Source organism: Paenirhizobium cremeum, assembly GCF_022884085.1.
GTDB classification, from domain to species: domain Bacteria; phylum Pseudomonadota; class Alphaproteobacteria; order Rhizobiales; family Rhizobiaceae; genus Allorhizobium; species Allorhizobium cremeum.
The window spans coordinates 416026-435277 of record NZ_JAGGCS010000002.1 but is presented as its reverse complement, the minus strand read 5'-3'; the positions used below and the strand labels follow the sequence as shown (position 1 = coordinate 435277).

The window sequence follows — 19252 nt, the reverse complement described above, 5'->3', positions numbered from 1 at the left end:
CGCGTATCAATCTTCAAACCGTGGCGCTTTTTCGTCAAGCTCCGCATTGATCCGGGCAATGACCGCCGCCGCCTGCGCCGGATCAGAAAAAACCGCGTCGCGCAAGGCCACGAACTCGACGCCTGTCTCCGCTACGGCAACGGCCGAAGCCGGATCGGCTCCCCCCATCACGATGCAGGGTATCTCGATCATCGACGACCACCATTCGCCGAGCGCAAGGTTCTTCGAATGCGCCTCCGGCTTGATATCGCCGTCGAGACGGCCGAAGAACACATAGTCGGGCTGCACCTCGCCGATCTCCAGCGCGTGATGGCGGTCCATCGCATTGCCGCCGCCGACGATCATTTTCGGAACGTGTTTCTCCACGGCTTCCGCAAGCGCCTCAACATTGCCGGTAACGTGAAGGCCGTCTGCCTTCGCCCGGCCCGCGACGCGGCTGTTGTCGGCGATCAGCGCCGCCGCGCCGGCATCCTGGATCACGGGAACGAGCAGTTCGGCGTGACGCTGGAAGGCCGCATCGTCGAGCCCGTATTGCGGCACGATCACCGAGGCGACGTCGCCGCCCTTCAGCGCATCGCCGACGATCCGCGCCTTCTCCTCGCCATCGGCGATATCGGGAGCGATCAGGACGAGACGGCAGCGGTTTTCGGGCATGGTCATGGAGCGATCCGTTCCGGGAGAACGTGCCCCACTGGCAGTCCCTCCCTCGTTTTTGTTCAAGCAAATCCGATAGACGGGTCTAGCAGAAGGATCAACAGAAACAAAGGATACCGGGTATCGTGTTTAACGTCCTCCCCGGTATTGGTCCCTTTTCCCGCCGCCCTCCGCGACCCATGACCGCAGGTTGCAGCCCATTGGTTTACTTGCCGCGCACGGCCGATTGACGTAACCTGCCGGGCATGTCGACCACGGACCCCTTTGCCGCGATTGCCGATCCGAACAGGCGCCACCTGCTCGAGGAACTGCGGCGCGCGCCGAAAACCGTCAGCGATCTCGCAAACGGCCTGCCGATCAGCCGGCCCGCCGTTTCCCAGCACCTGAAGGCGCTGCTCGACTGCGACCTGGTCTGCGTGACCTCCGAGGGCACGAAACGCATCTACTCTGTCAACCGGCACGGCTTCGACAAGCTCAACCTCTGGCTCGACCAGTTCTGGTCCTGACCTGTCCCGGAGACACGTCCCCGCCTCCGATAAAATCCCATTCAAAAAACAAGAACCCCGGAAATCGGCCTGATTTCCGGGGTTCTGCTTGGGAGTTGGCTGCTTACTCTACACATCGGGCGGGACCTGCTCTTCATGGCGATCCCCGGCCGGCGCAGCCTTTCGATCTTTAATGTCGGGTCGACGCTCTCAGGCGTTCCATTTCGTCCTTGATACGCAACTTGAGTCGCTTCAGCTCGGCAATGTGATGGTCGTTCTTGGAGGGAGAGACAAGAGCGTCATGGAGCTTCTCCTCAAGCGCGCCATGCTTCTTTTCCAGCGATTCAAGATGAGCCTGTATGGTCATTTGATGCGTCCTTCCTTTCGCCTACTTCCAGCCCTCTATCGCTGGAGTTTCAGGCTTTGCAAAAGTAATGTGACACGAACAATACGGCTTGTCGAAGGCGAAATCGTCATTTCGGCACTGCAAAAACGCAGAAAAGGATAACTTCCCGTTACCGGTATTTGATGATAGGAGCTTGCGGGAATCTTCGGTGCGCCTCACAAACGAAGGCGTAAAGAGCGAGAGTGGGGACAGGACAATGCCCGATCAGGAACAGGCCGATATCCGGCTGGCGCTGGCGCGGCTCCGGCAGGAGCACGAGGATTATGATGCCGCCATCAACGCGATGATCGAGACGGGTTGTGAGGCCCTGCGCATCCAGCGCATGAAGAAGAAGAAGCTGGCCATCAAGGACAAGATGACCAAGCTGGAAGACCAGATCATTCCCGACATTATCGCGTGAACAGCCTGCAAGGAGCCCCGATGCCCGAAGAGCGCCCGCCTGTCGCCATCATCATGGGAAGCCAGTCAGACTGGGAGACCATGAAGAATGCCGCCGATACGCTCGAGATCCTCGGCGTCGACTATGAGGCCCGCATCATTTCCGCGCATCGTACGCCCGACCGGCTGTTCGCCTTCGCCAAGGGCGCGCGCGACGAAGGCTTCAAGGTCATCATTGCGGGCGCCGGCGGCGCGGCCCATCTTCCCGGCATGACGGCCGCCATGACGCCCCTTCCTGTTTTCGGCGTGCCGGTCCAGTCCAGAGCGCTGTCCGGCCAGGACAGCCTGCTGTCGATCGTGCAAATGCCAGCCGGAATTCCGGTCGGAACGCTTGCCATCGGCAAGGCCGGCGCGGTCAACGCCGCTCTTCTCGCGGCCTCCGTTCTCGCCCTCTACGACGACGACCTCGCCGAGCGTCTCGACGAATGGCGCGAGCGCCAGACCAATTCCGTTGCAGAATATCCCCTGGACGATACGCCATGACCGCAAGGACGATCGGCATCATCGGCGGCGGCCAGCTCGGTCGCATGCTCGCCATGGCCGCGGCGCGCCTCAACTTTCGCACCGTGATCCTTGAACCGCAGGCCGACTGTCCGGCAGCCCAGATGGCCAACAGCCAGATCGCCGCCGCCTATAACGATCCGGTCGCGCTCGCGGAACTCGCCGCCGCCTGCGATATCGTTACTTACGAATTCGAGAACGTTCCCGTCGAGGCCGCCGAAACCCTCGCGCGCAACGTGCCCGTCTTCCCGCCGCCCAAGGCGCTGGAGGTGGCGCAGGATCGCCTGACGGAAAAGCGCTTCCTCAACGGATGCGGCATTCCGACTGCCCGTTTCCACGCCGTCGACAGCCAGGAGCAGTTGGAAGCGGCCCTCGCCGATTTCGCCGGCGCCGGCGTGCTGAAGACCCGCCGCCTCGGCTATGACGGCAAGGGACAGCGCGTATTCCGCTCGTCCGCAAACAGCCCGGCTGGCGCCTTCGCCGACCTCGGCGGCGTTCCCCTGATCCTCGAAAGCTTCGTACCCTTCGAGCGCGAGATTTCCATTATCGCCGCGCGTGGCACCGATGGCACGGTCGCCTGTTACGATCCGGCCGAGAACGTGCACCGCAACGGCATTCTGGACACCTCTACCCTGCCCGCCCGAATCGGCACTGCAACGGCGGACGCGGCGCGCGATGCCGCCCACCGGCTGCTTGCCGCCCTCGATTATGTCGGCGTCGTCGGCATCGAGTTCTTCGTGCTGGCCGACGGCAGCCTGATCGCCAACGAGATCGCCCCGCGCGTCCACAATTCCGGCCATTGGACGGAAGCGGCCTGCGTTGTCTCCCAGTTCGAGCAGCATATCCGGGCGATTGCCTCGCTTCCCCTCGGCAGCCCCGCCCGCCATTCCGATTGCGTGATGACCAACCTCATCGGTGACGACATCGGCCAGGTGCCGGCATGGCTCGCCAAACCCGACGTGCTCGTCCACCTTTACGGCAAGACGGAAGCCCGTGCCGGAAGAAAGATGGGGCATGTTACGGAATTGACGCCGATCGGGCCTTGAAGAATCGGCAAAATTGCCGGTATCTGGCGCGGAAAGCCGGGGAACCGGTTGACACGAGGGGTCTGGTCGGAGTATTTGCCACCAACCCTTTAGGAGCGCGCCCCGCGGCGCGCTTTTGATTGTTTGAGACAGCGGGTGAATGTGACATTCCCCGGCAACAGTTGCGGACCAGGAAAATGAAGATCAAGAACTCGCTGAAAGCGCTCAAGGCCCGTCATCGCGACAACCGTCTGGTTCGCCGCAAGGGCCGCGTATACATCATCAACAAGCAGAACCCGCGCTTCAAGGCTCGTCAGGGCTGAGGCATACCATCGCCCTCGGGCGATGGCGGATTTGCAGATCGATTCCGGTGCTTTCGCCGGAGACTGTTGATAGCAAAGATTTGAATATGAAAGCTGGCGCAGGCGGGGTAATCTAACCGCTATGCGCCGCTTTCGTTTTTACGGACTGTTTTTTGTCGCGCCACTCGTGGCGATGACTTCGATTGTGGCTCCGGCCGGCCAATTGCTTGCCCAGCAGGCGGAAGAACATGCCGCCGTTGCAAAGCCCGAGACCGACGCAGCCCGTACCATCGATCAATTGCTGACCAGCCTGAAGCGGGAACGAGACCCTGATGCGGCCAACCGTATATCGGCCGAACTCATGGGAGCCTGGAACGATTCCGGCAGCCCCACGGTCAATCTGCTGATGCAGTGGGCCAACACCGCCATCTCCGAGAAGCGCAATCCCGCTGCCCTCGACTTCATCGATCAGGCCATCGTTTTGAAACCCGACTTCGTCGGCGCATGGAACCTCCGGGCCACGCTGAACTACACAATGGGCAATTACCGCAAATCGGTTTCCGACATCAATCATGTCCTGGCGTTGGAACCGCGGCATTTCGGTGCGCTGGCAGGCCTTGCCGCGATCCTCAGCGAACGCGGCAGCGAGGAAATGGCCCTCAAGGCCTGGGAACGCTACCTCGACATCTACCCCGCAGACCGCGACGCGCAGAACATGGTCAGCAAGCTCTCGGAAAAGCTCGCCGGCAGCCGCACGTGACGCAGTCCTCCCCGCAAGAGTAGACCCGCAAGGGGGAGACAGACATGAAAAAGCCGCCCGAAGGCGGCTTTTGCACTGTTTGGGCTCCGGAACGGTCAGATCCCCGAAAGGCCGTCCGAGCCGATATAGGCGATGCGCAGCATATTGGTGGAGCCCGGCGTGCCGAGCGGTACGCCAGCGGATATGATGACGCGGTCGCCCGGCTTGCCGAATTCTTCCTGAACGACGATGCGGCAGGCCCGGTTCACCATGTCGTCGAGGTCCGTCGGTTCCTCGGAGACAACGCAGTGCAGACCCCAGACCACCGACAGGCGGCGGGCGGTCTGGATGACCGGCGACAACGCGAGGATCGGCACCTCCGGACGCTCGCGGGAGGCGCGAAGCCCCGTATTGCCCGATGACGTGTAACAGACGATCGCCTGCAGCTTCAGCGTCTCGGCGATCTGGCGCGCAGCAAGCGAGATGGCGTCGGCACCGGTGGCTTCCGGCTGCGCGCGCTGGGCGTAGATGATGCCCGGATAATGCGGCTCGCGCTCGACCGTATGGGCGATGGACGCCATAGTGGCGACGGCTTCGACCGGATACTGGCCGGAAGCCGATTCCGCCGACAGCATGATCGCATCCGCACCCTCGAAGACCGCAGTCGCCACGTCGGAGACTTCGGCGCGCGTCGGCACCGGAGCGGAAATCATCGATTCCAGCATCTGGGTAGCAACGACAACCGGTTTGCCGGCGCGGCGGCAGGCGCGGATAAGCTGCTTCTGCAGGCCCGGAACGGCCTCCAGCGGCATTTCCACGCCGAGGTCGCCGCGCGCCACCATCAGGGCGTCGGAGAGTTCGATGATTTCGTCGATCCGCTCGATCGCCTGGGGTTTTTCGATCTTCGACATCAGGCCGACACGGCCCCGCGCCACCTTGCGGACCTCGGCGAGGTCTTCCGGGCGCTGGATGAACGAAAGCGCCACCCAGTCCACTTCGCCGGTCGCCAGAACGGCGTCGAGGTCGGCGCGGTCCTTGTCCGTCAGCACGCCGGTCGCAAGTAGCGTATCCGGCAGGCTCACGCCCTTGCGGTCGGAAATCTTCGTTCCGGAGACCACGGTCGTGACGATGCTTTTGCCGTCGCACTTTTCGGCGCGCAGATGCAGTTTGCCGTCATCGATCAGCAGACGGTGGCCGGGCTTTACGGATTCGAGGATTTCCGGATGCGGCAGGTAGACGCGGGTGTTGTCGCCGGGCTCGTCCTTGTTGTCCAGCGTGAAGGTCTGGCCGGGCACCAGATCCACGGTGGTCGTGGCGAACTTGCCGACACGCAGCTTCGGCCCCTGAAGGTCGCAGAGAATGCCGATCGGCCGGCCGCAGGCGGCTTCGACGGCACGGATCTTGGCGATCAGCCCGCGCATCAGGTCATGGCTCGCATGGCTCATGTTGATGCGGAAAAGATCGGCGCCCGCTTCGTGAAGCTTCCGGATCATCGCTTCATCGGATGAGGCCGGGCCCAGCGTGGCGAGGATCTTCACTTTGCGGTTACGCTTCATCAGTTCTGGCTTTCCTGTGGTGTTCCTGGCGTATCGGAAAGCTGGACCATCCAGCTGCCCTGTCGGCCCGTGTCATATTCCTTGAATCCCATCTGCTGGTAACCGCGCGCGAAGCAGTCCTTCACGCCGACGATCTTGAACTCGTTTTCGGCGACGCACATGTTGATGTCGCCGGTCCAGCGACCGCCCCGGGCGGCGTCTTCAGCATAGAGATAATAGTAGCGAGACTGCAGTTCGCCTTCGATGAGTGTCGCGCATGTCGCGGCGGGCACCTGCCACCATCCCTCGGTGATCCAGCCTTCTTCGGCACGATAGCCGATTGCCACGCCGACGAGGTTCTGGGTGCCATTGCAGACCCTGAATTCCGCATGGGCGGCACCGGCCGCGAGCATGGGGGACAAAAGTGCGCCGGCGATGAAGAGAGGGCGCAAATGACGCGCGGCCTTGCCGGCGCGGGGAAATTGAATTTGCTTCAGCACGGTTTCCGCCGGAACTCCATCTTTGCGCGTCGACAGCCTTCTTGCGATGATGAACCAAGAATGTCAACGCAACTCTAATCGATTGTAATCATGGCCTGAACCATCGGGGCGGATCTTGGCACAAACGTGACCGAGACGAAAGCTTGCGCTCGCCTTTCCCCCATGTCATCAAGCCGTCATTCCTTTTCCGGCAGCGCTTCATGCAAGAGTTCAATCCGTACGAAATCATACCCGGCGATTATGACAGGGCGTTGGTCCTCCTCGGCGACCATGCGATGAACCGCCTGCCGGAACGCTATGGTCGTCTCGGCCTTCCCAAGACCGCCTTCTCGCGCCATATCGCCTATGACATTGGCATAGAGGCGCTGACGCGGCGACTTGCTTCCATGCTCGGCGTGCCGGCCGTCATGAGTTGTTTCTCGCGCCTGCTGATCGATCCGAACCGCGGCGAAGACGACCCCACCCTCATCATGAAGATCTCGGACGGCGCGATCATCCCCGGCAACCACCCGATCACGCAACCCGAGTGGGACGAGCGGATCGCCCTCTACCACCGACCCTATCACGAGGCGGTGAGCCACACGATTGCAAAGACGGCGGAAGCATCCGGCAGGGCGCCGCTGGTGCTGTCGCTTCATTCCTTCACCCCCTTCTGGAAGGAAGTGCCCCGTCCCTGGCACGCCGCCGTGCTGTGGGACAGCGACAGGCGCGCCGCCGGACCGCTGATCGACAGGCTCCGTCAACCGGGAGACATACTGGTCGGCGACAACGAACCCTATGACGGTGCGCTCCGGGGCGATACCATGTACAGGCATTGCATGATGACGGGCATTCCGCACGCGCTTCTTGAAGTGCGGCAGGATCTGATCGGCAGCGAGGAAGGCGTGGAGGCATGGGCCGCCCGTCTTGCCCCGATCTTCGAGGCGCTCAATGACGATCCGGCACTGCATGCCTACGAGGTTCACCAATCGCGGACCGGCCCCTACCCCGCCTGAAGACAGGAAGCACCGAGATGACCAAGCCAGATGAACAGCAGCAGAGGGAATTCGAGGCGGCGGTTTTCCGCCGTCTCGTCGCCCATCTGCGCGACCGCAGCGACGTCCAGAATATCGACCTGATGAACCTGGCCGGATTTTGCCGCAATTGCCTGTCCAACTGGTATCTCGATGCCGCCCAGGCGGCGGGCGTCGATCTGACCAGGGACGAATCCCGCGAGATCGTTTACGGCATGCCCTACGAGGAATGGAAGACACGTCACCAGAAGGAGGCGAGCGCAGCGCAGAAGGCCGACTTCGAGCGCAACAGGCCGAAGGAGTGATCCCCGCCCAACCTTCGGCACAATCTTGCTCTCTTTCCCCATTCCGACCGGGGGAATCCTGCTGCGGGTCTTGACGAAGCCCCGGCTTCGCGGCAGGTCAGCCCCACGAATGAATTCCGAAAAATCCAAGGAGACCACCAATGTCTGATGCCCACGGCGTCGCCCGCGACCAACTCCGCGCCTTTGTCGAGCGCATCGAGCGCCTGGAAGAAGAAAAGAAGACCATCGCCGACGACATCAAGGACGTCTACGGCGAAGCCAAGGCCATGGGCTTCGACACGAAGATCCTCAAGAAGGTCATCGCGCTGCGCAAGAAGGACGAGCAGGAACGCATGGAAGAGGACCTGATCCTCGATACCTACCTGCACGCTCTCGGCATGATCGAGACCCCGCCGGAAGGCTGAGCCTCCAGATATCGCAGGCATCAAAAAACCCGCCGGTCGGCGGGTTTTTTATTGTCCAGGGAGAAAAGAGGCGCCTCGTCTGTCAGGGAGTGCCGAAACGGTTCGGGTCCACGCCATTCCCGCCCTGCTGGAAGCCGACCGGATAGACCGTCGAAGGCGTGGTCAGCGATCTGCTGACGATACGCGGCGCCTTTACCGGCTTCGCCACGGTTTCGAAACGATCCTTGTTCAGCGCCCACTGGGTGAGCATGTTCTTGGTCAGCGGCGTGCCGCCCGTCATGGCCATGCGAGCCTGTTCGGCCTCGACCTTGCTCGGACGGCCACCCTTGGCGGGCAGGCCGGCCTCGACGCCGCTTTCTGCCGGCTTCGGCGCGACGAAGGCGTCGCCGAAGTCGACGGCGCGCGAAGCGGACGACTTCTGTTTCGGCTCGATGGAAGCGACCTGCGTTGCCGCAGCTTTCGGAGCCGGCGGCTTGGGCTGGATCGCAGCCGGCGCGGCCGGCGCGGCAGCGGTTGCGGCAACCGGCGCAGCCTGCGGTGCGGGAATGGCGGTGGCGGGAGCAGCAGTCAACTCGGCCTCGGCCGGACGTTCGACAGGCGTCGGCATATCGTCCTGCGCATTGCTCTGCTCGAGTGCGGCAGCGGCTTCCGGCGAAAGGATGGCCTGTTCGACCTCGTCCACCTCAGCCTCGGAATCTGCGTCCGCATTGGCAAGCAGTGCCTCGGCGACCGTAGGTCTTGCCGTCGGCAGAGGAATGTGGTCGTCCTCGACCATGCCGGGATCGATGGAGGCGGTCATGACGCCGGCTTCGGGGGCGCCGCGATTGCCGAGCAGGGTCGGAACCGGAACCTTCATGGATTGCAGGTCGGCGAAATTCTCGCCGGTGGTCGGCGTACCGGCCGCGACCTGCGACAGGGCGTCTTCGGCTGCACTGCGGTTAGGCGAATAGAGTGCCACGGCAAGGCTGGTATCCGCCGGTCTGAGCGACGGCCTCGATTGCGGCACCGGCGCATTGAGCGCCAACTGCGTTTCCGGCGGTGCGGCCGTCTCGACAGGCTGTGCCGTCGTGACGCCCGGAGGAGGAGCCGCCGTCGCAACCATCGTCGGTTCCGCAGCCGTCACGACAGGCTGCGGGGCGACGGAAGGCCGTTCGGCCGGAACTCCGACATCTTCTTCCTCGTCCTCGTCGCCACCGCCTCCGAAGAGCGCGGCGAGGAAGCTCTTGCGCTTGCCGGTCTTGGCTTCGGCGATCAGGATCTGGTTGGAACTGGCGCGCTGCTTGTAATCTGCCAGCGCCTGCTGGTAGCCGGGCAGCGGCTTGCCATCGGCGGGAATGTGCAGGGTCTTGCCGTCAGGAAAAAGGCGCACGAGTTCCTGGCGGGACATGCGCGGCCAGGCGCGGACGGAAGCGACGTCCATATGCACGAAAGGCGAGCCGGAATTCGGATAGTAACCGACGCCGCCCACCTGCATCTTCATGCCGATTTCACGTAGCGTCTTGAGCTGCACGCCCGGAATGTAGAAATCCATCGCCGTGCCACGCATGTGCTGGCTTTCCTTGGCGACACCCTTCGAGCGGGAGCGGAGCATGGAATTGGTTTCGGGCGAACGATAACCGGAGACGACGTTGATATAGCCGGAACCGCCGGAACGCCGATAAACCTCCCAAACGAGATCGAACAGGCGGGGGTCCATCTTGGTTGGCTGGTTGCGACGCCAGTCGCGCAGGATGTAGTTTAGTTGCTTCAGGCCGTTCGCGTCGTAGCGACCGTTGCGCTTGAAGGTGATCGCGGCCTTTTCCCCGGTGTGGACGAAATGGATCTTCAGCGTCCTGGTTTCGGCATGGGCGGAAGACGAGGCGCCGAACAGCATGAACGTGCTGACGATGAGAACGGCGAGGACTGTAAGGCATAATTGAGCGGCGGAACGCACGCGTGCAACCCGATGGCTGTGCCCTATTTTCAAGATAGGCACGCTTGTTTCATGCGGATTCTGCAATTCTATCCCCGTCCGAAAGACTACGTCCCACGCCAACTCACATGGATGTCAAATGCGGTAACACCATGGCAAATCTGCCACAGATGCACAAGCAATCCATATATAGTGAACGATTGTCTAACAAGTCATTCACTCTTCGTAAGGGAAGTTCTTTACCCAACCGTTAACGATTGGGCGCTTTTCGGCGGTTCAGGCGGCATGTTTTTGAGGATCGTCAGGATCTATGCCGTAATCCTTCAGTTTGCGGTAAAGGGTCGAACGACCGATGCCGAGCTTGCGCGCCACCTGGCTCATCTGCCCCCGGTAGAACTTCAGCGCGAAACGAATCAGTTCTTCCTCGACATCCGCCAGCTTGCGCACATTTCCGGCATCGTCCGTGCTGACGATGATGTTACCGAACTGGTTGGAGACCGGCGTTGCGGATGCCGTCGGTTCGATCTTCCTGACATGGGCATCCTCGCCGGCCACGGCAACCGGTGCCTCCGTCGACGCGCCGAGCCGCTCCTCGATCTGCCCGCGCTGGAGCGCAACGGTAAGGCCGCTGTCGCGCGCCTCGGAAACCTGCGCGGCGATCTGGGGGAAGGACGCCTCGGTCAGCACCGTCCCGTCGGACAAGACAACGGCGCGGAACACCGCGTTTTCGAGCTGCCGGACATTGCCCGGCCAGTCGAAGCCAGTGAGCATGGCAAGTGTGGCCGCGTCGATCGTGAGCGGCTTGACCAGACGCTGCTCGGCCGAAAAACGCTCGACGAAAGCCCGCACGAGATGCGGAATGTCCTCACGCCGGCGGCGCAGAGCCGGAATGGTGATCGGGAAAACGTTCAGCCGATAATAGAGATCTTCCCGGAACCGCCCGGACTTGACCTCCTCGATCAGATCCTTGTTGGTCGCCAGGATCAGCCGGACATTGATCTTGCGCGGCTTGCGGCCCGCAGGCGACTGGATTTCCCCGGATTGCACGACATCGAGCAGTCTGGCCTGGAGATGAAGCGGCAGTTCACTGACTTCCTCGATGAACAGCGTGCCGCCGTCGGCTTCTGCGAACTTGCCGGCATTGCGCTCGCCGAGCGTGGAATGAGTAGCGCCTTCCGGCCCGAAAAGCTGCGCCTCCATCATCCCATGCGGAACGGTCGCGCAGTTGAACGACACGAAGGCGCGCCCCGAACGCTCGCTGGCGCCGTGTATCGCCCGCGCGAGCATTTCCTTGCCGACGCCTGCCTCGCCTTCCAGCATGACCGGTATCGTCGACTGGCTGGCGCGGCGTCCGAGATCGACGGCCCGCGCCATGGCGGCGCTCGCAGCGACGATATCGTTGAAGCCGACCGCACCGGCGCGCGAGCGCCGCACCGGACGCCCCTCGGAGCCGTAGCGGCCGTATTTCAGTGCACTCTCGATCGCGCCGAGAAGCCGTTCCGCCGAGATCGGCTTGACCAGGAATTCGAACGCTCCGGCGCGCATCGCCTCGATAGCGAACTGGGTTGCTCCCTCCGCTGTCTGAACGATAACGGGCGCGACGCTATGCAGGTCGCCGAGCGCATTCAAGAAACCGGCACCGGCGCGAACGGGATCGCTAAGGTCGACGAGGATGACGTTGATCTCGCCGCGATGCTTGCGAAAAATGTCGAGCCCCTCGTGATCATTTTCCGCTGTATGGACCGAATGGCCCTGCGCCTCTATCCCGGTCTTGAGCAGGCGGCGCTGCGCCGGATCTTCGTCGATAAGGAGGATATGCGCGTTCAATGTCTGGCTCCCGGAATCATTCTGAGTTTCATCTGGTGCGTCATGCACCCGAAGGGTCATGTTTCCGCGCAGGCTGCCAGAAAGGACTGAAGATCCTGTTTTGAGAAAAGCTCGCATTTTAGCGAACCATATAAGACGTTTCGTCATTCATTTTTTAAGCCGGCCGTTCGGCTTGCCCCCTCCGCCCGGACTGACTACATCTCTTGCCCAACACTGAATGAAGAGGAAAATCGCCATGCCGAGAGACTTCACCCCCGTACATGCTCCGGCGGACATCCGGTCGACGCTTGCGGAAACCCGGCAGCTCGGCGACCTGCCGGTCTGGAGGCTGGAGGATCTCTATCCCTCGAAAACCTCGGCCGCCTTCCTCGGCGATCTCGATAAGGCCGCAGCCGACGCGCTCGCCTTCGAGGCGCGATGGAAAGGCAATCTCGCGAAAGCGACGGACAGCATCGGCAAGGACGGTCTTGCCGCAGCTCTCGCGGAGATGGATGCGCTCGAAGACCTTCTCGGACGCATCGCCTCCTATGCCGGTCTCACCTATTACTCTGACATGACCGATGTCGAGAACGGCAAGTTCTTCGGCGATATCCAGGCGAAACTGACCGACATCTCCTCCCGCCTGCTGTTTTTCGCGCTTGAACTCAACCGCATCGACGATGCGGCCGTGGATGCCGCCATGGACCGCGACCCGGCTCTTGCCCACTACCGCCCGTGGATCGTCGACCTGCGCAAGGACAAGCCGTTCCAGCTCGACGACCGGATCGAGCAGTTGTTCCTCGAAAAGTCGATGACCGGGGCCGCCGCCTTCAACCGCCTGTTCGACGAGACGCTCGCCTCGCTGCGCTTCAAGGTCGGCGACAAGGAACAGACGCTCGAACCGACGCTGACCATGCTGCAGGATGCCGACCCCGCGGTCCGCAAAAGCGCGGCCGAAGCCCTGTCCCGCACCTTCCGCGACAATATCCGCATCTTCGTGCTGGTCACCAACACGCTGGCCAAAGACAAGGAAATCTCCGACCGCTGGCGCGGTTTCGAGGACATCGCCGATGCCCGCCATCTTTCGAACCGCGTCGAGCGCGAAGTGGTGGATGCGCTGGCGGCTGCCGTGCGCGAAGCCTATCCCCGCCTCTCCCACCGCTATTATGCGATGAAGGCGAAATGGCTCGGCATGGAGCAGATGAATTACTGGGACCGCAACGCGCCGCTCAAGGAAACCCCCGACAGACTGATCCCCTGGACGGAAGCGAAGGAAACGGTGCTATCCGCCTATGGCAACTTCGCGCCCGAGATGGCCGAAATCGCCTCCCGCTTCTTCGATGGCGGCTGGATCGACGCGCCTGCGCGCCCGGGCAAGGCGCCCGGCGCCTTTGCCCATCCGACGGTTCCCTCCGCCCACCCTTACGTGCTCCTCAATTACCTCGGCAAACCGCGCGACGTCATGACGCTAGCCCACGAACTCGGCCACGGCGTTCATCAGGTGCTCGCCGGAGCCCAGGGCGCGCTGATGTGCCAGACGCCGCTCACGCTCGCGGAGACGGCCTCTGTCTTCGGTGAAATGCTGACCTTCCGGGCGCTGCTCGACCGCACGACCGACAGGCGCGAACGCAAGGCCATGCTGGCGCAGAAGGTCGAGGACATGATTAATACGGTCGTGCGCCAGATCGCCTTCTACGAATTCGAGCGAAAGGTTCATACCGCCCGCAAGGAAGGCGAACTGACGGCCGAGAAGATCGGCGAGCTGTGGCTCTCCGTCCAGTCGGAAAGCCTCGGTCCGGCGATCCGGATTTCCGAGGGCTACGAGAGCTGGTGGGCCTATATTCCCCACTTCATCCATTCGCCCTTCTACGTCTATGCCTATGCCTTCGGCGATTGCCTGGTGAACTCGCTTTATGCCGTCTACCGGCAGGCCGAGCAGGGTTTCCAGCAGAAGTATTTCGAACTTCTGAAGGCCGGCGGCACCAAGCACCACTCCGAACTTCTCGCGCCTTTCGGCCTCGACGCCACCGACCCGTCGTTCTGGGCCAAGGGCCTGTCGATGATAGAAGGGCTGATCGACGAGCTGGAGGCGCTTGATAAGGCGTCCTGAACCGGAGAACGCCCAGCCCCATGGCTGACCATTCCGCCTATGCGCTGTTCCGCGACGACCGTCGCGGAACGAGCCTGCTGTTCGCCGAACCGCGCGAGATCGTCACCGCGCGGAAAGCCGAAGATGTGTTGCCAGCCTTCGCCAGACTGGAAGAAGCGCGCCGGGCAGGCAAATGGCTGGCAGGCTACGTCTCCTATGAGGCAGGCTACGTCTTCGAGGAAAAGCTCCGCCCGCTGGTCGTCGACGACAGGGAAACACCGCTTCTTTCAATTGGTGTCTTCGATGCCCCGGCCCGTGCCGATCATCCACTGGCATCCGCGCCCGACGAACCGGCAGCCGCCCCCTTCCTGACCGACCCTCGCGCCGCCTGGGATTTCGAAACCTATCTCGAGCGCTTCGACAAGCTGCACCGGCATATCCGCCGGGGCGACTGCTATCAGGCAAACCTCACCATGCCGGTCGAAGCCCGTTGGTCCGGCAGCGCCCGCGCGGCCTTCTGGTCTCTCGTCGCCCGCCAGCCGGTTCACTATGGCGCGCTGATCGAATTCGGTGGCCCGATCATCCTGTCGCGCTCGCCGGAGCTCTTCTTCTCCGTCGATGGCGACGGCTGGATCGAGACACACCCGATGAAAGGAACCGCCCCGCGCGGCAGGTCGCCGGAAGAGGACGAGGCGATCGTCGCCGCCATGCTGGCCGATGAGAAGACGCAGGCCGAAAACAGGATGATCGTCGATCTGCTTCGCAATGACATATCCGTCATCAGCGAGGTCGGCACGCTGTCTGTGCCGAAACTCTTCGACGTCGAGACCTATCCGACCGTGCATCAGATGGTCAGCCACGTCAGGGCGAAACTTCTGCCCGATATGGGCCTGCCGGAAATCTTCCGGGCCCTCTTTCCCTGCGGATCTGTCACCGGCGCCCCGAAAATGTGGGCAATGCGCATCCTGCACGAACTGGAAGCCGGGCCGCGGGACGTCTATTGCGGCGCCATCGGCTATTGCGATCCGGCCGGCCCCATGCGTTTTTCCGTGGCCATCCGCACACTGGCACTTTTCAACGACCACCGCGCCGTCTTCAATGTGGGCGGCGGCATCGTCTTCGATTCGAAAGCCGATGCTGAATATGAGGAATGCCTGCTCAAGGCACGCTTTGCGGTAGGGGACCAATGGATTTCTCGCTGATCGAGACGATGCGCTGGCAACCGGAGGAAGGCTTCGTGCGGCTCGACCAGCACCTGCGCCGGCTCTGCCGTTCCGCCGACGCGCTGGGCTTCCGTCAGCCGCAGGACGCGGCCGGCAAGCTGAACGCCGCTATCTCCGGCGACAGGCCGCTGCGCGTCCGGCTGACGATGAGCTTCCGCGGCAGGATCGAGATCGCCACCTCTCCGTTTGAACCCGTGGCGGAAGGAACCGTCTGGAAACTCAGGATCGCCACGAACCGGCTGAAATCCGACGACGCGCTCTATCGCCACAAGACCTCGCGAAGGGAGCCTTATGAGGAGGCTCGCGCCGAATTCAGGAAGGAGGAGGCTGACGAAGTCCTGCTCCTCAACGAGCGCGGCGAAATCTGCGAAGGCACCATCACCAACCTCTTCGCCGAGGCCGAGGACGGCATGTTCGTGACGCCAGCGCTGTCGAGCGGCCTTTTGCCCGGCGTATTGAGGGCGGAACTCATTCGCGAGCGCAAGGCGAGAAGCGAGGTGCTGAAGCCTGAAGACCTGAAGTTCCGCAAGCTTTTCGTCGGCAACTCCCTGCGCGGCCTGATCCGCGCCGAACTCGTTGAAAGCGATACCTGATGTTCATTCTCTCCCTCACCTACAAGAAGTCGAACGAGGAAGCCGACCGCTTTATGGAGCCTCATATGGCCTGGGTGAAGCAAGGCTATGACAGCGGCATGTTCCTCGCCTCCGGCCGCAAGGTCCCCCGCACCGGCGGCGTCATTCTCGCGGTTGGAGACCGGGCCGCGATAGAGGCTTTCGTCGCGGCCGATCCATTCACGATGGAGGGTGTGGCGGTCTATGAGGTAAACGAAGTGGCTGTAACGAGGACGGCCGAAGGGCTCGAAGGGCTAAAAGGATGACTCTAAAGCTTGCGCGACAAGTATTGCATATGGAGGAAAAGTCTCCGATCGCAGGCCCGCTTCAAGCACTTGGCATAATCTTCCTAATCGTTCTGAGCGTGGCATTTCTTTCCGAACTGACGGGATGGCTTTGGGGATGGGATGCCGATCTTGTATTGGCCATCCTTTCTGTTCCGACGATAATATTCATAGCGCTTCCACTGTTCGTGACCTTCTCCTTACTCCTTGGCATCTATTGGCAAATTTTGATGTACATTTTTGCCGCAAAGAGGATTGCCAACCCACAGCGTGCCTTGATGAGAAATTTTATCGGATACCGCAACAATTCACCCACTGGCAACTGAACGGCATTGCCGGCGGGCATGTGGTTTAGGACACCCCACCAAAAGTAACGAACCGTCCCTGGACTCGGCATGACGTCTTTGATCTACACACCGTATGACGGTTCCTCGAAGCCCTTCTCCATCGGCCTCACCCCTCTCGACCTGAACGAGTGGATAGAACCCGACCGGGATCTTGGCGTCTTTCTCTCCGAAAAGAAGGCGCTGGAGAAAACGCATTTCGACGACATCTTCCGTGCGGCGCCGGAATCGCACGACGCCCAGCAGGAGACGCTGGACCTGCTCGTTGAACACCTGACCACACGTCATTCCGATCTCTACAGCCGCCGGGGCGATCTCATCGAAATGGCCGCACATTCGGTCGACCTTTCCGATGAAACGAGACCTCCGCTGCTGCGAGCCGGTTCGCTCGTGCAGGACGATCTCCTGATCCTCCGCCGGAAGGAGGACGGCTGGACGCTGGTCGCAGCCCACCTTGCCTTCCCCTCCTCCTGGTCGCTGGCGGAAAAGTTCATGAAGCCGATGGACCAGATCCATGCCAGCGTCCCGGGCTTCCAGGGCGGCACTCGCAACGCCGCCCTCATCAACCGCATGTTCGACAAGCTGGACGTCGGCCAGCCGGTCAAGCGCTACAACTGGTCGGTCAACTGGCGCTACGCGCTCTATCATCCCCGCCCGGAGAGGATGGCGGTCGAGCCGACCTCGCCCGGCGTCGCCGCGGCCAATGCGATTATCCGCATCGAGCGCCAATCGCTGAGGCGGCTGCCGGAGACCGGCGATCTCCTGTTTACCGTCCGCATCTATCTGGACCCGCTGAAGGCCATCATGGAGGCGCCGGAGGGCACGCGCCTCGCCGCGGCGATGGCCGCGCAACTGGAGGCGCTGGAGGACGATCAGGTCAACTACAAGGGACTGGCGGAAAAGCGGCGTGAACTGATCGACTGTCTGCGCGCCGTCGGCCGGTAGGAACCCTGCCGGCACGGCGGTAGCGGTCGGCCCACGAGACACCGACATCGGCTTGATTTCGTCCCTTGACCATAGGGTCGCAAATTCGCGAAACAACCGTCATAAACACAGGTTACCGATCGCTGAGCGCCCTTTATTATGTCAGCAATCTGTGATCTAGAGCGCCAACGTCGGAAAGCCCGATCGCTGCACCCAAGGAGAACCAAATGACCAAAGAAGCCTATCCGGTTTACGGTGAGATCACCGGCCCGATCGTCATGATCGGCTTCGGCTCGATCGGCCGCGGAACACTGCCCCTGATCGAACGCCACTTCAAGTTCGACAAGAGCCGGATGGTGGTCATCGATCCCCGCAACGACGAGGCCGAGCTGCTGGCCAAGCATGGCGTCCAGCACATCCAGGCGCATGTCACCAAGGACAATTACAAGGAACTGCTGAAGCCGCTGCTGACCGCCGGCGAAGGCCAGGGCTTCTGCGTCAATCTCTCGGTCGACACCGGTTCGCTCGACCTGATGAAGCTCTGCCGCAAGCTCAACGTTCTCTATATCGACACCGTTGTCGAGCCGTGGCTCGGCTTCTATTTCGACAAGAACCTGAAGAACGCCGACCGCACCAATTATGCGCTGCGCGAAACCGTCCGTCAGGAAAAGAAGAAGAACCCGGGCGGCGCCACCGCCGTTTCCACCTGCGGCGCAAATCCGGGCATGGTCTCCTGGTTCGTCAAGCAGGCTCTCGTCAACGTCGCGCACGAAGTCGGTGTGAAGTTCGACGAGCCGGCGGCGGATGACCGCGAAGGCTGGGCGAAGCTGATGAAGAAGGTCGGCGTCAAGGGCGTCCACATTGCCGAGCGCGACACCCAGCGCACGAAGAACCCCAAGCCGCTCAACGTCTTCTGGAACACGTGGTCGGTCGACGGCTTCATCTCCGAAGGCCTGCAGCCGGCCGAACTCGGCTGGGGCACCCATGAAAACTGGATGCCGAAGAACGCTAAGAAGCATAAGAAGGGCTGCAAGGCCGCGATCTACCTGGAACAGCCAGGCGCCAACACCCGGGTTCGCACCTGGTGCCCGACCCCCGGTCCGCAATACGGCTTCCTCGTCACCCACAACGAGTCCATCTCGATTGCCGACTACTTCACCGTCGAGAAAGACGGCGAAGTCGTCTACCGCCCGACCTGCCACTATGCCTATCATCCGGCCAACGATGCCGTGCTTTCGCTGCACGAAATGTTCGGCAATGGCGGCAATGCGCAGCCGGTCCTTCACGTTCTCGACGAGAACGAACTGGTCGACGGCATCGATGAACTCGGCGTGCTGCTCTACGGCCACGACAAGAACGCCTACTGGTACGGTTCGCGTCTGTCGCTCGAGGAAACCCGCCGTATCGCGCCCTACCAGAACGCCACCGGTCTGCAGGTAAGCTCCGCCGTTCTCGCCGGCATGGTCTGGGCGCTCGAAAACCCGAGCGCCGGCATCGTCGAAGCCGACGAGATGGACTACAAGCGCTGCCTCGAAGTGCAGTCGCCCTATCTCGGCCCGGTCGAGGGACATTATACCGACTGGACCCCTCTCGAAGGCCGTCCGGGGCTCTTCCCGGAAGACATCGACACCAAGGACCCCTGGCAGTTCAGGAACATCCTGGTTCGCTAAGCAACGAGCCCGCGCTCAAGAAAGCCCGTCGTCCCGCGCGTCGGGCTTTCGCGTTTTCGAAGGCCGAGGATCGGCAAACAGG

Annotated in this window: 22 protein-coding genes; 16 read left to right on the top strand and 6 right to left on the bottom strand. The window is 62.1% G+C overall.

What is annotated here, in order from left to right:
* Window positions 1-6: 6 nt before the first annotated feature.
* A complete protein-coding gene (locus tag J5N58_RS05490) occupies window positions 7-660 on the bottom strand; it encodes a thiamine phosphate synthase (protein WP_113442266.1) in 654 nt (217 codons plus the stop codon).
* A gap of 239 nt (window positions 661-899) precedes the next feature.
* Between J5N58_RS05490 and J5N58_RS05485 the strand changes: the two genes are divergently transcribed.
* The gene (locus J5N58_RS05485) at window positions 900-1160 is read left to right on the top strand and encodes an ArsR/SmtB family transcription factor (protein ID WP_112828682.1); all 261 of its coding nucleotides are present in this window, start codon (window positions 900-902) and stop codon (window positions 1158-1160) included.
* 169 nt (window positions 1161-1329) lie between these two features.
* Here the strand turns inward: J5N58_RS05485 and J5N58_RS05480 are convergent, their stop codons facing one another.
* Window positions 1330-1506: a YdcH family protein gene (locus tag J5N58_RS05480; RefSeq protein WP_112828683.1), complete on the bottom strand. Its 177-nt coding sequence runs from the start codon at window positions 1504-1506 to the stop codon at window positions 1330-1332.
* A 235-nt stretch (window positions 1507-1741) separates the two neighbouring features.
* Between J5N58_RS05480 and J5N58_RS05475 the strand changes: the two genes are divergently transcribed.
* The 5 genes from J5N58_RS05475 (at window position 1742) to J5N58_RS05455 (ending at window position 4571) form a co-directional block, all read left to right on the top strand.
* Complete coding sequence (locus J5N58_RS05475) at window positions 1742-1945, top strand: YdcH family protein (protein ID WP_112828684.1); 204 nt, start codon at window positions 1742-1744, stop codon at window positions 1943-1945.
* 20 nt (window positions 1946-1965) lie between these two features.
* Window positions 1966-2466, top strand: a complete 501-nt coding sequence (purE, locus tag J5N58_RS05470) for a 5-(carboxyamino)imidazole ribonucleotide mutase (protein WP_112828685.1) — start codon at window positions 1966-1968, stop codon at window positions 2464-2466.
* Entirely contained in the window at window positions 2463-3530 is a 1068-nt protein-coding gene (locus J5N58_RS05465; protein ID WP_113442267.1) for a 5-(carboxyamino)imidazole ribonucleotide synthase, read from the top strand. Before purE ends, J5N58_RS05465 begins: the two co-directional genes overlap by 4 nt.
* Before the next feature lie 176 nt (window positions 3531-3706).
* Window positions 3707-3832: a type B 50S ribosomal protein L36 gene (gene ykgO / locus J5N58_RS05460; RefSeq protein WP_003497670.1), complete on the top strand. Its 126-nt coding sequence runs from the start codon at window positions 3707-3709 to the stop codon at window positions 3830-3832.
* 121 nt (window positions 3833-3953) lie between these two features.
* Complete coding sequence (locus tag J5N58_RS05455; protein WP_113340673.1) at window positions 3954-4571, top strand: tetratricopeptide repeat protein; 618 nt, start codon at window positions 3954-3956, stop codon at window positions 4569-4571.
* A 95-nt stretch (window positions 4572-4666) separates the two neighbouring features.
* Here J5N58_RS05455 and pyk read toward each other — a convergent pair whose 3' ends face one another.
* Entirely contained in the window at window positions 4667-6106 is a 1440-nt protein-coding gene (pyk, locus tag J5N58_RS05450) for a pyruvate kinase (RefSeq protein ID WP_112828688.1), read from the bottom strand.
* Window positions 6106-6498 (bottom strand): DUF1036 domain-containing protein, encoded by a 393-nt coding sequence (locus J5N58_RS05445; protein ID WP_112828816.1) that lies wholly within the window; start codon window positions 6496-6498, stop codon window positions 6106-6108. The genes pyk and J5N58_RS05445 overlap by 1 nt, the downstream gene beginning before the upstream one ends.
* 287 nt (window positions 6499-6785) lie before the next feature.
* Here J5N58_RS05445 and J5N58_RS05440 point away from each other — a divergent pair, with 287 nt between their 5' ends.
* The 3 genes from J5N58_RS05440 (at window position 6786) to J5N58_RS05430 (ending at window position 8307) form a co-directional block, all read left to right on the top strand.
* Complete coding sequence (locus J5N58_RS05440; protein ID WP_244709969.1) at window positions 6786-7580, top strand: N-formylglutamate amidohydrolase; 795 nt, start codon at window positions 6786-6788, stop codon at window positions 7578-7580.
* Between the two features lie 17 nt (window positions 7581-7597).
* Window positions 7598-7903: a DUF1244 domain-containing protein gene (locus J5N58_RS05435; protein ID WP_113424509.1), complete on the top strand. Its 306-nt coding sequence runs from the start codon at window positions 7598-7600 to the stop codon at window positions 7901-7903.
* A 140-nt stretch (window positions 7904-8043) separates the two neighbouring features.
* Window positions 8044-8307, top strand: a complete 264-nt coding sequence (locus J5N58_RS05430) for a DUF2312 domain-containing protein (protein ID WP_112828817.1) — start codon at window positions 8044-8046, stop codon at window positions 8305-8307.
* Window positions 8308-8389: 82 nt separating this feature from the next.
* On the opposite strand, the gene mepK is transcribed toward J5N58_RS05430, so the two are convergent.
* Window positions 8390-10240 (bottom strand): peptidoglycan L,D-endopeptidase MepK, encoded by a 1851-nt coding sequence (gene mepK, locus J5N58_RS05425; RefSeq protein WP_244709967.1) that lies wholly within the window; start codon window positions 10238-10240, stop codon window positions 8390-8392.
* Between the two features lie 255 nt (window positions 10241-10495).
* Window positions 10496-12046: a sigma-54-dependent transcriptional regulator gene (locus J5N58_RS05420; RefSeq protein WP_112828692.1), complete on the bottom strand. Its 1551-nt coding sequence runs from the start codon at window positions 12044-12046 to the stop codon at window positions 10496-10498.
* A 235-nt stretch (window positions 12047-12281) separates the two neighbouring features.
* Between J5N58_RS05420 and J5N58_RS05415 the strand changes: the two genes are divergently transcribed.
* From J5N58_RS05415 to J5N58_RS05385, 7 genes are all read left to right on the top strand, one after another.
* Window positions 12282-14135 (top strand): M3 family oligoendopeptidase, encoded by a 1854-nt coding sequence (locus tag J5N58_RS05415; RefSeq protein ID WP_244709965.1) that lies wholly within the window; start codon window positions 12282-12284, stop codon window positions 14133-14135.
* A 20-nt stretch (window positions 14136-14155) separates the two neighbouring features.
* Window positions 14156-15316, top strand: a complete 1161-nt coding sequence (locus J5N58_RS05410) for an aminodeoxychorismate synthase component I (RefSeq protein ID WP_112828694.1) — start codon at window positions 14156-14158, stop codon at window positions 15314-15316.
* Window positions 15301-15930 carry an aminotransferase class IV family protein gene (locus J5N58_RS05405; protein WP_244709962.1) on the top strand — a complete coding sequence of 210 codons (630 nt, stop codon included), beginning with the start codon at window positions 15301-15303 and terminating at the stop codon, window positions 15928-15930. The genes J5N58_RS05410 and J5N58_RS05405 overlap by 16 nt, the downstream gene beginning before the upstream one ends.
* Window positions 15930-16214, top strand: a complete 285-nt coding sequence (locus J5N58_RS05400; protein WP_112828696.1) for a YciI family protein — start codon at window positions 15930-15932, stop codon at window positions 16212-16214. Before J5N58_RS05405 ends, J5N58_RS05400 begins: the two co-directional genes overlap by 1 nt.
* Window positions 16211-16558 carry a hypothetical protein gene (locus J5N58_RS05395; RefSeq protein ID WP_112828697.1) on the top strand — a complete coding sequence of 116 codons (348 nt, stop codon included), beginning with the start codon at window positions 16211-16213 and terminating at the stop codon, window positions 16556-16558. The genes J5N58_RS05400 and J5N58_RS05395 overlap by 4 nt, the downstream gene beginning before the upstream one ends.
* Before the next feature lie 69 nt (window positions 16559-16627).
* Entirely contained in the window at window positions 16628-17521 is an 894-nt protein-coding gene (locus J5N58_RS05390) for a heme-dependent oxidative N-demethylase family protein (protein WP_112828698.1), read from the top strand.
* Between the two features lie 206 nt (window positions 17522-17727).
* Window positions 17728-19170 (top strand): homospermidine synthase, encoded by a 1443-nt coding sequence (locus J5N58_RS05385; protein ID WP_113340681.1) that lies wholly within the window; start codon window positions 17728-17730, stop codon window positions 19168-19170.
* Window positions 19171-19252: the final 82 nt, after the last annotated feature.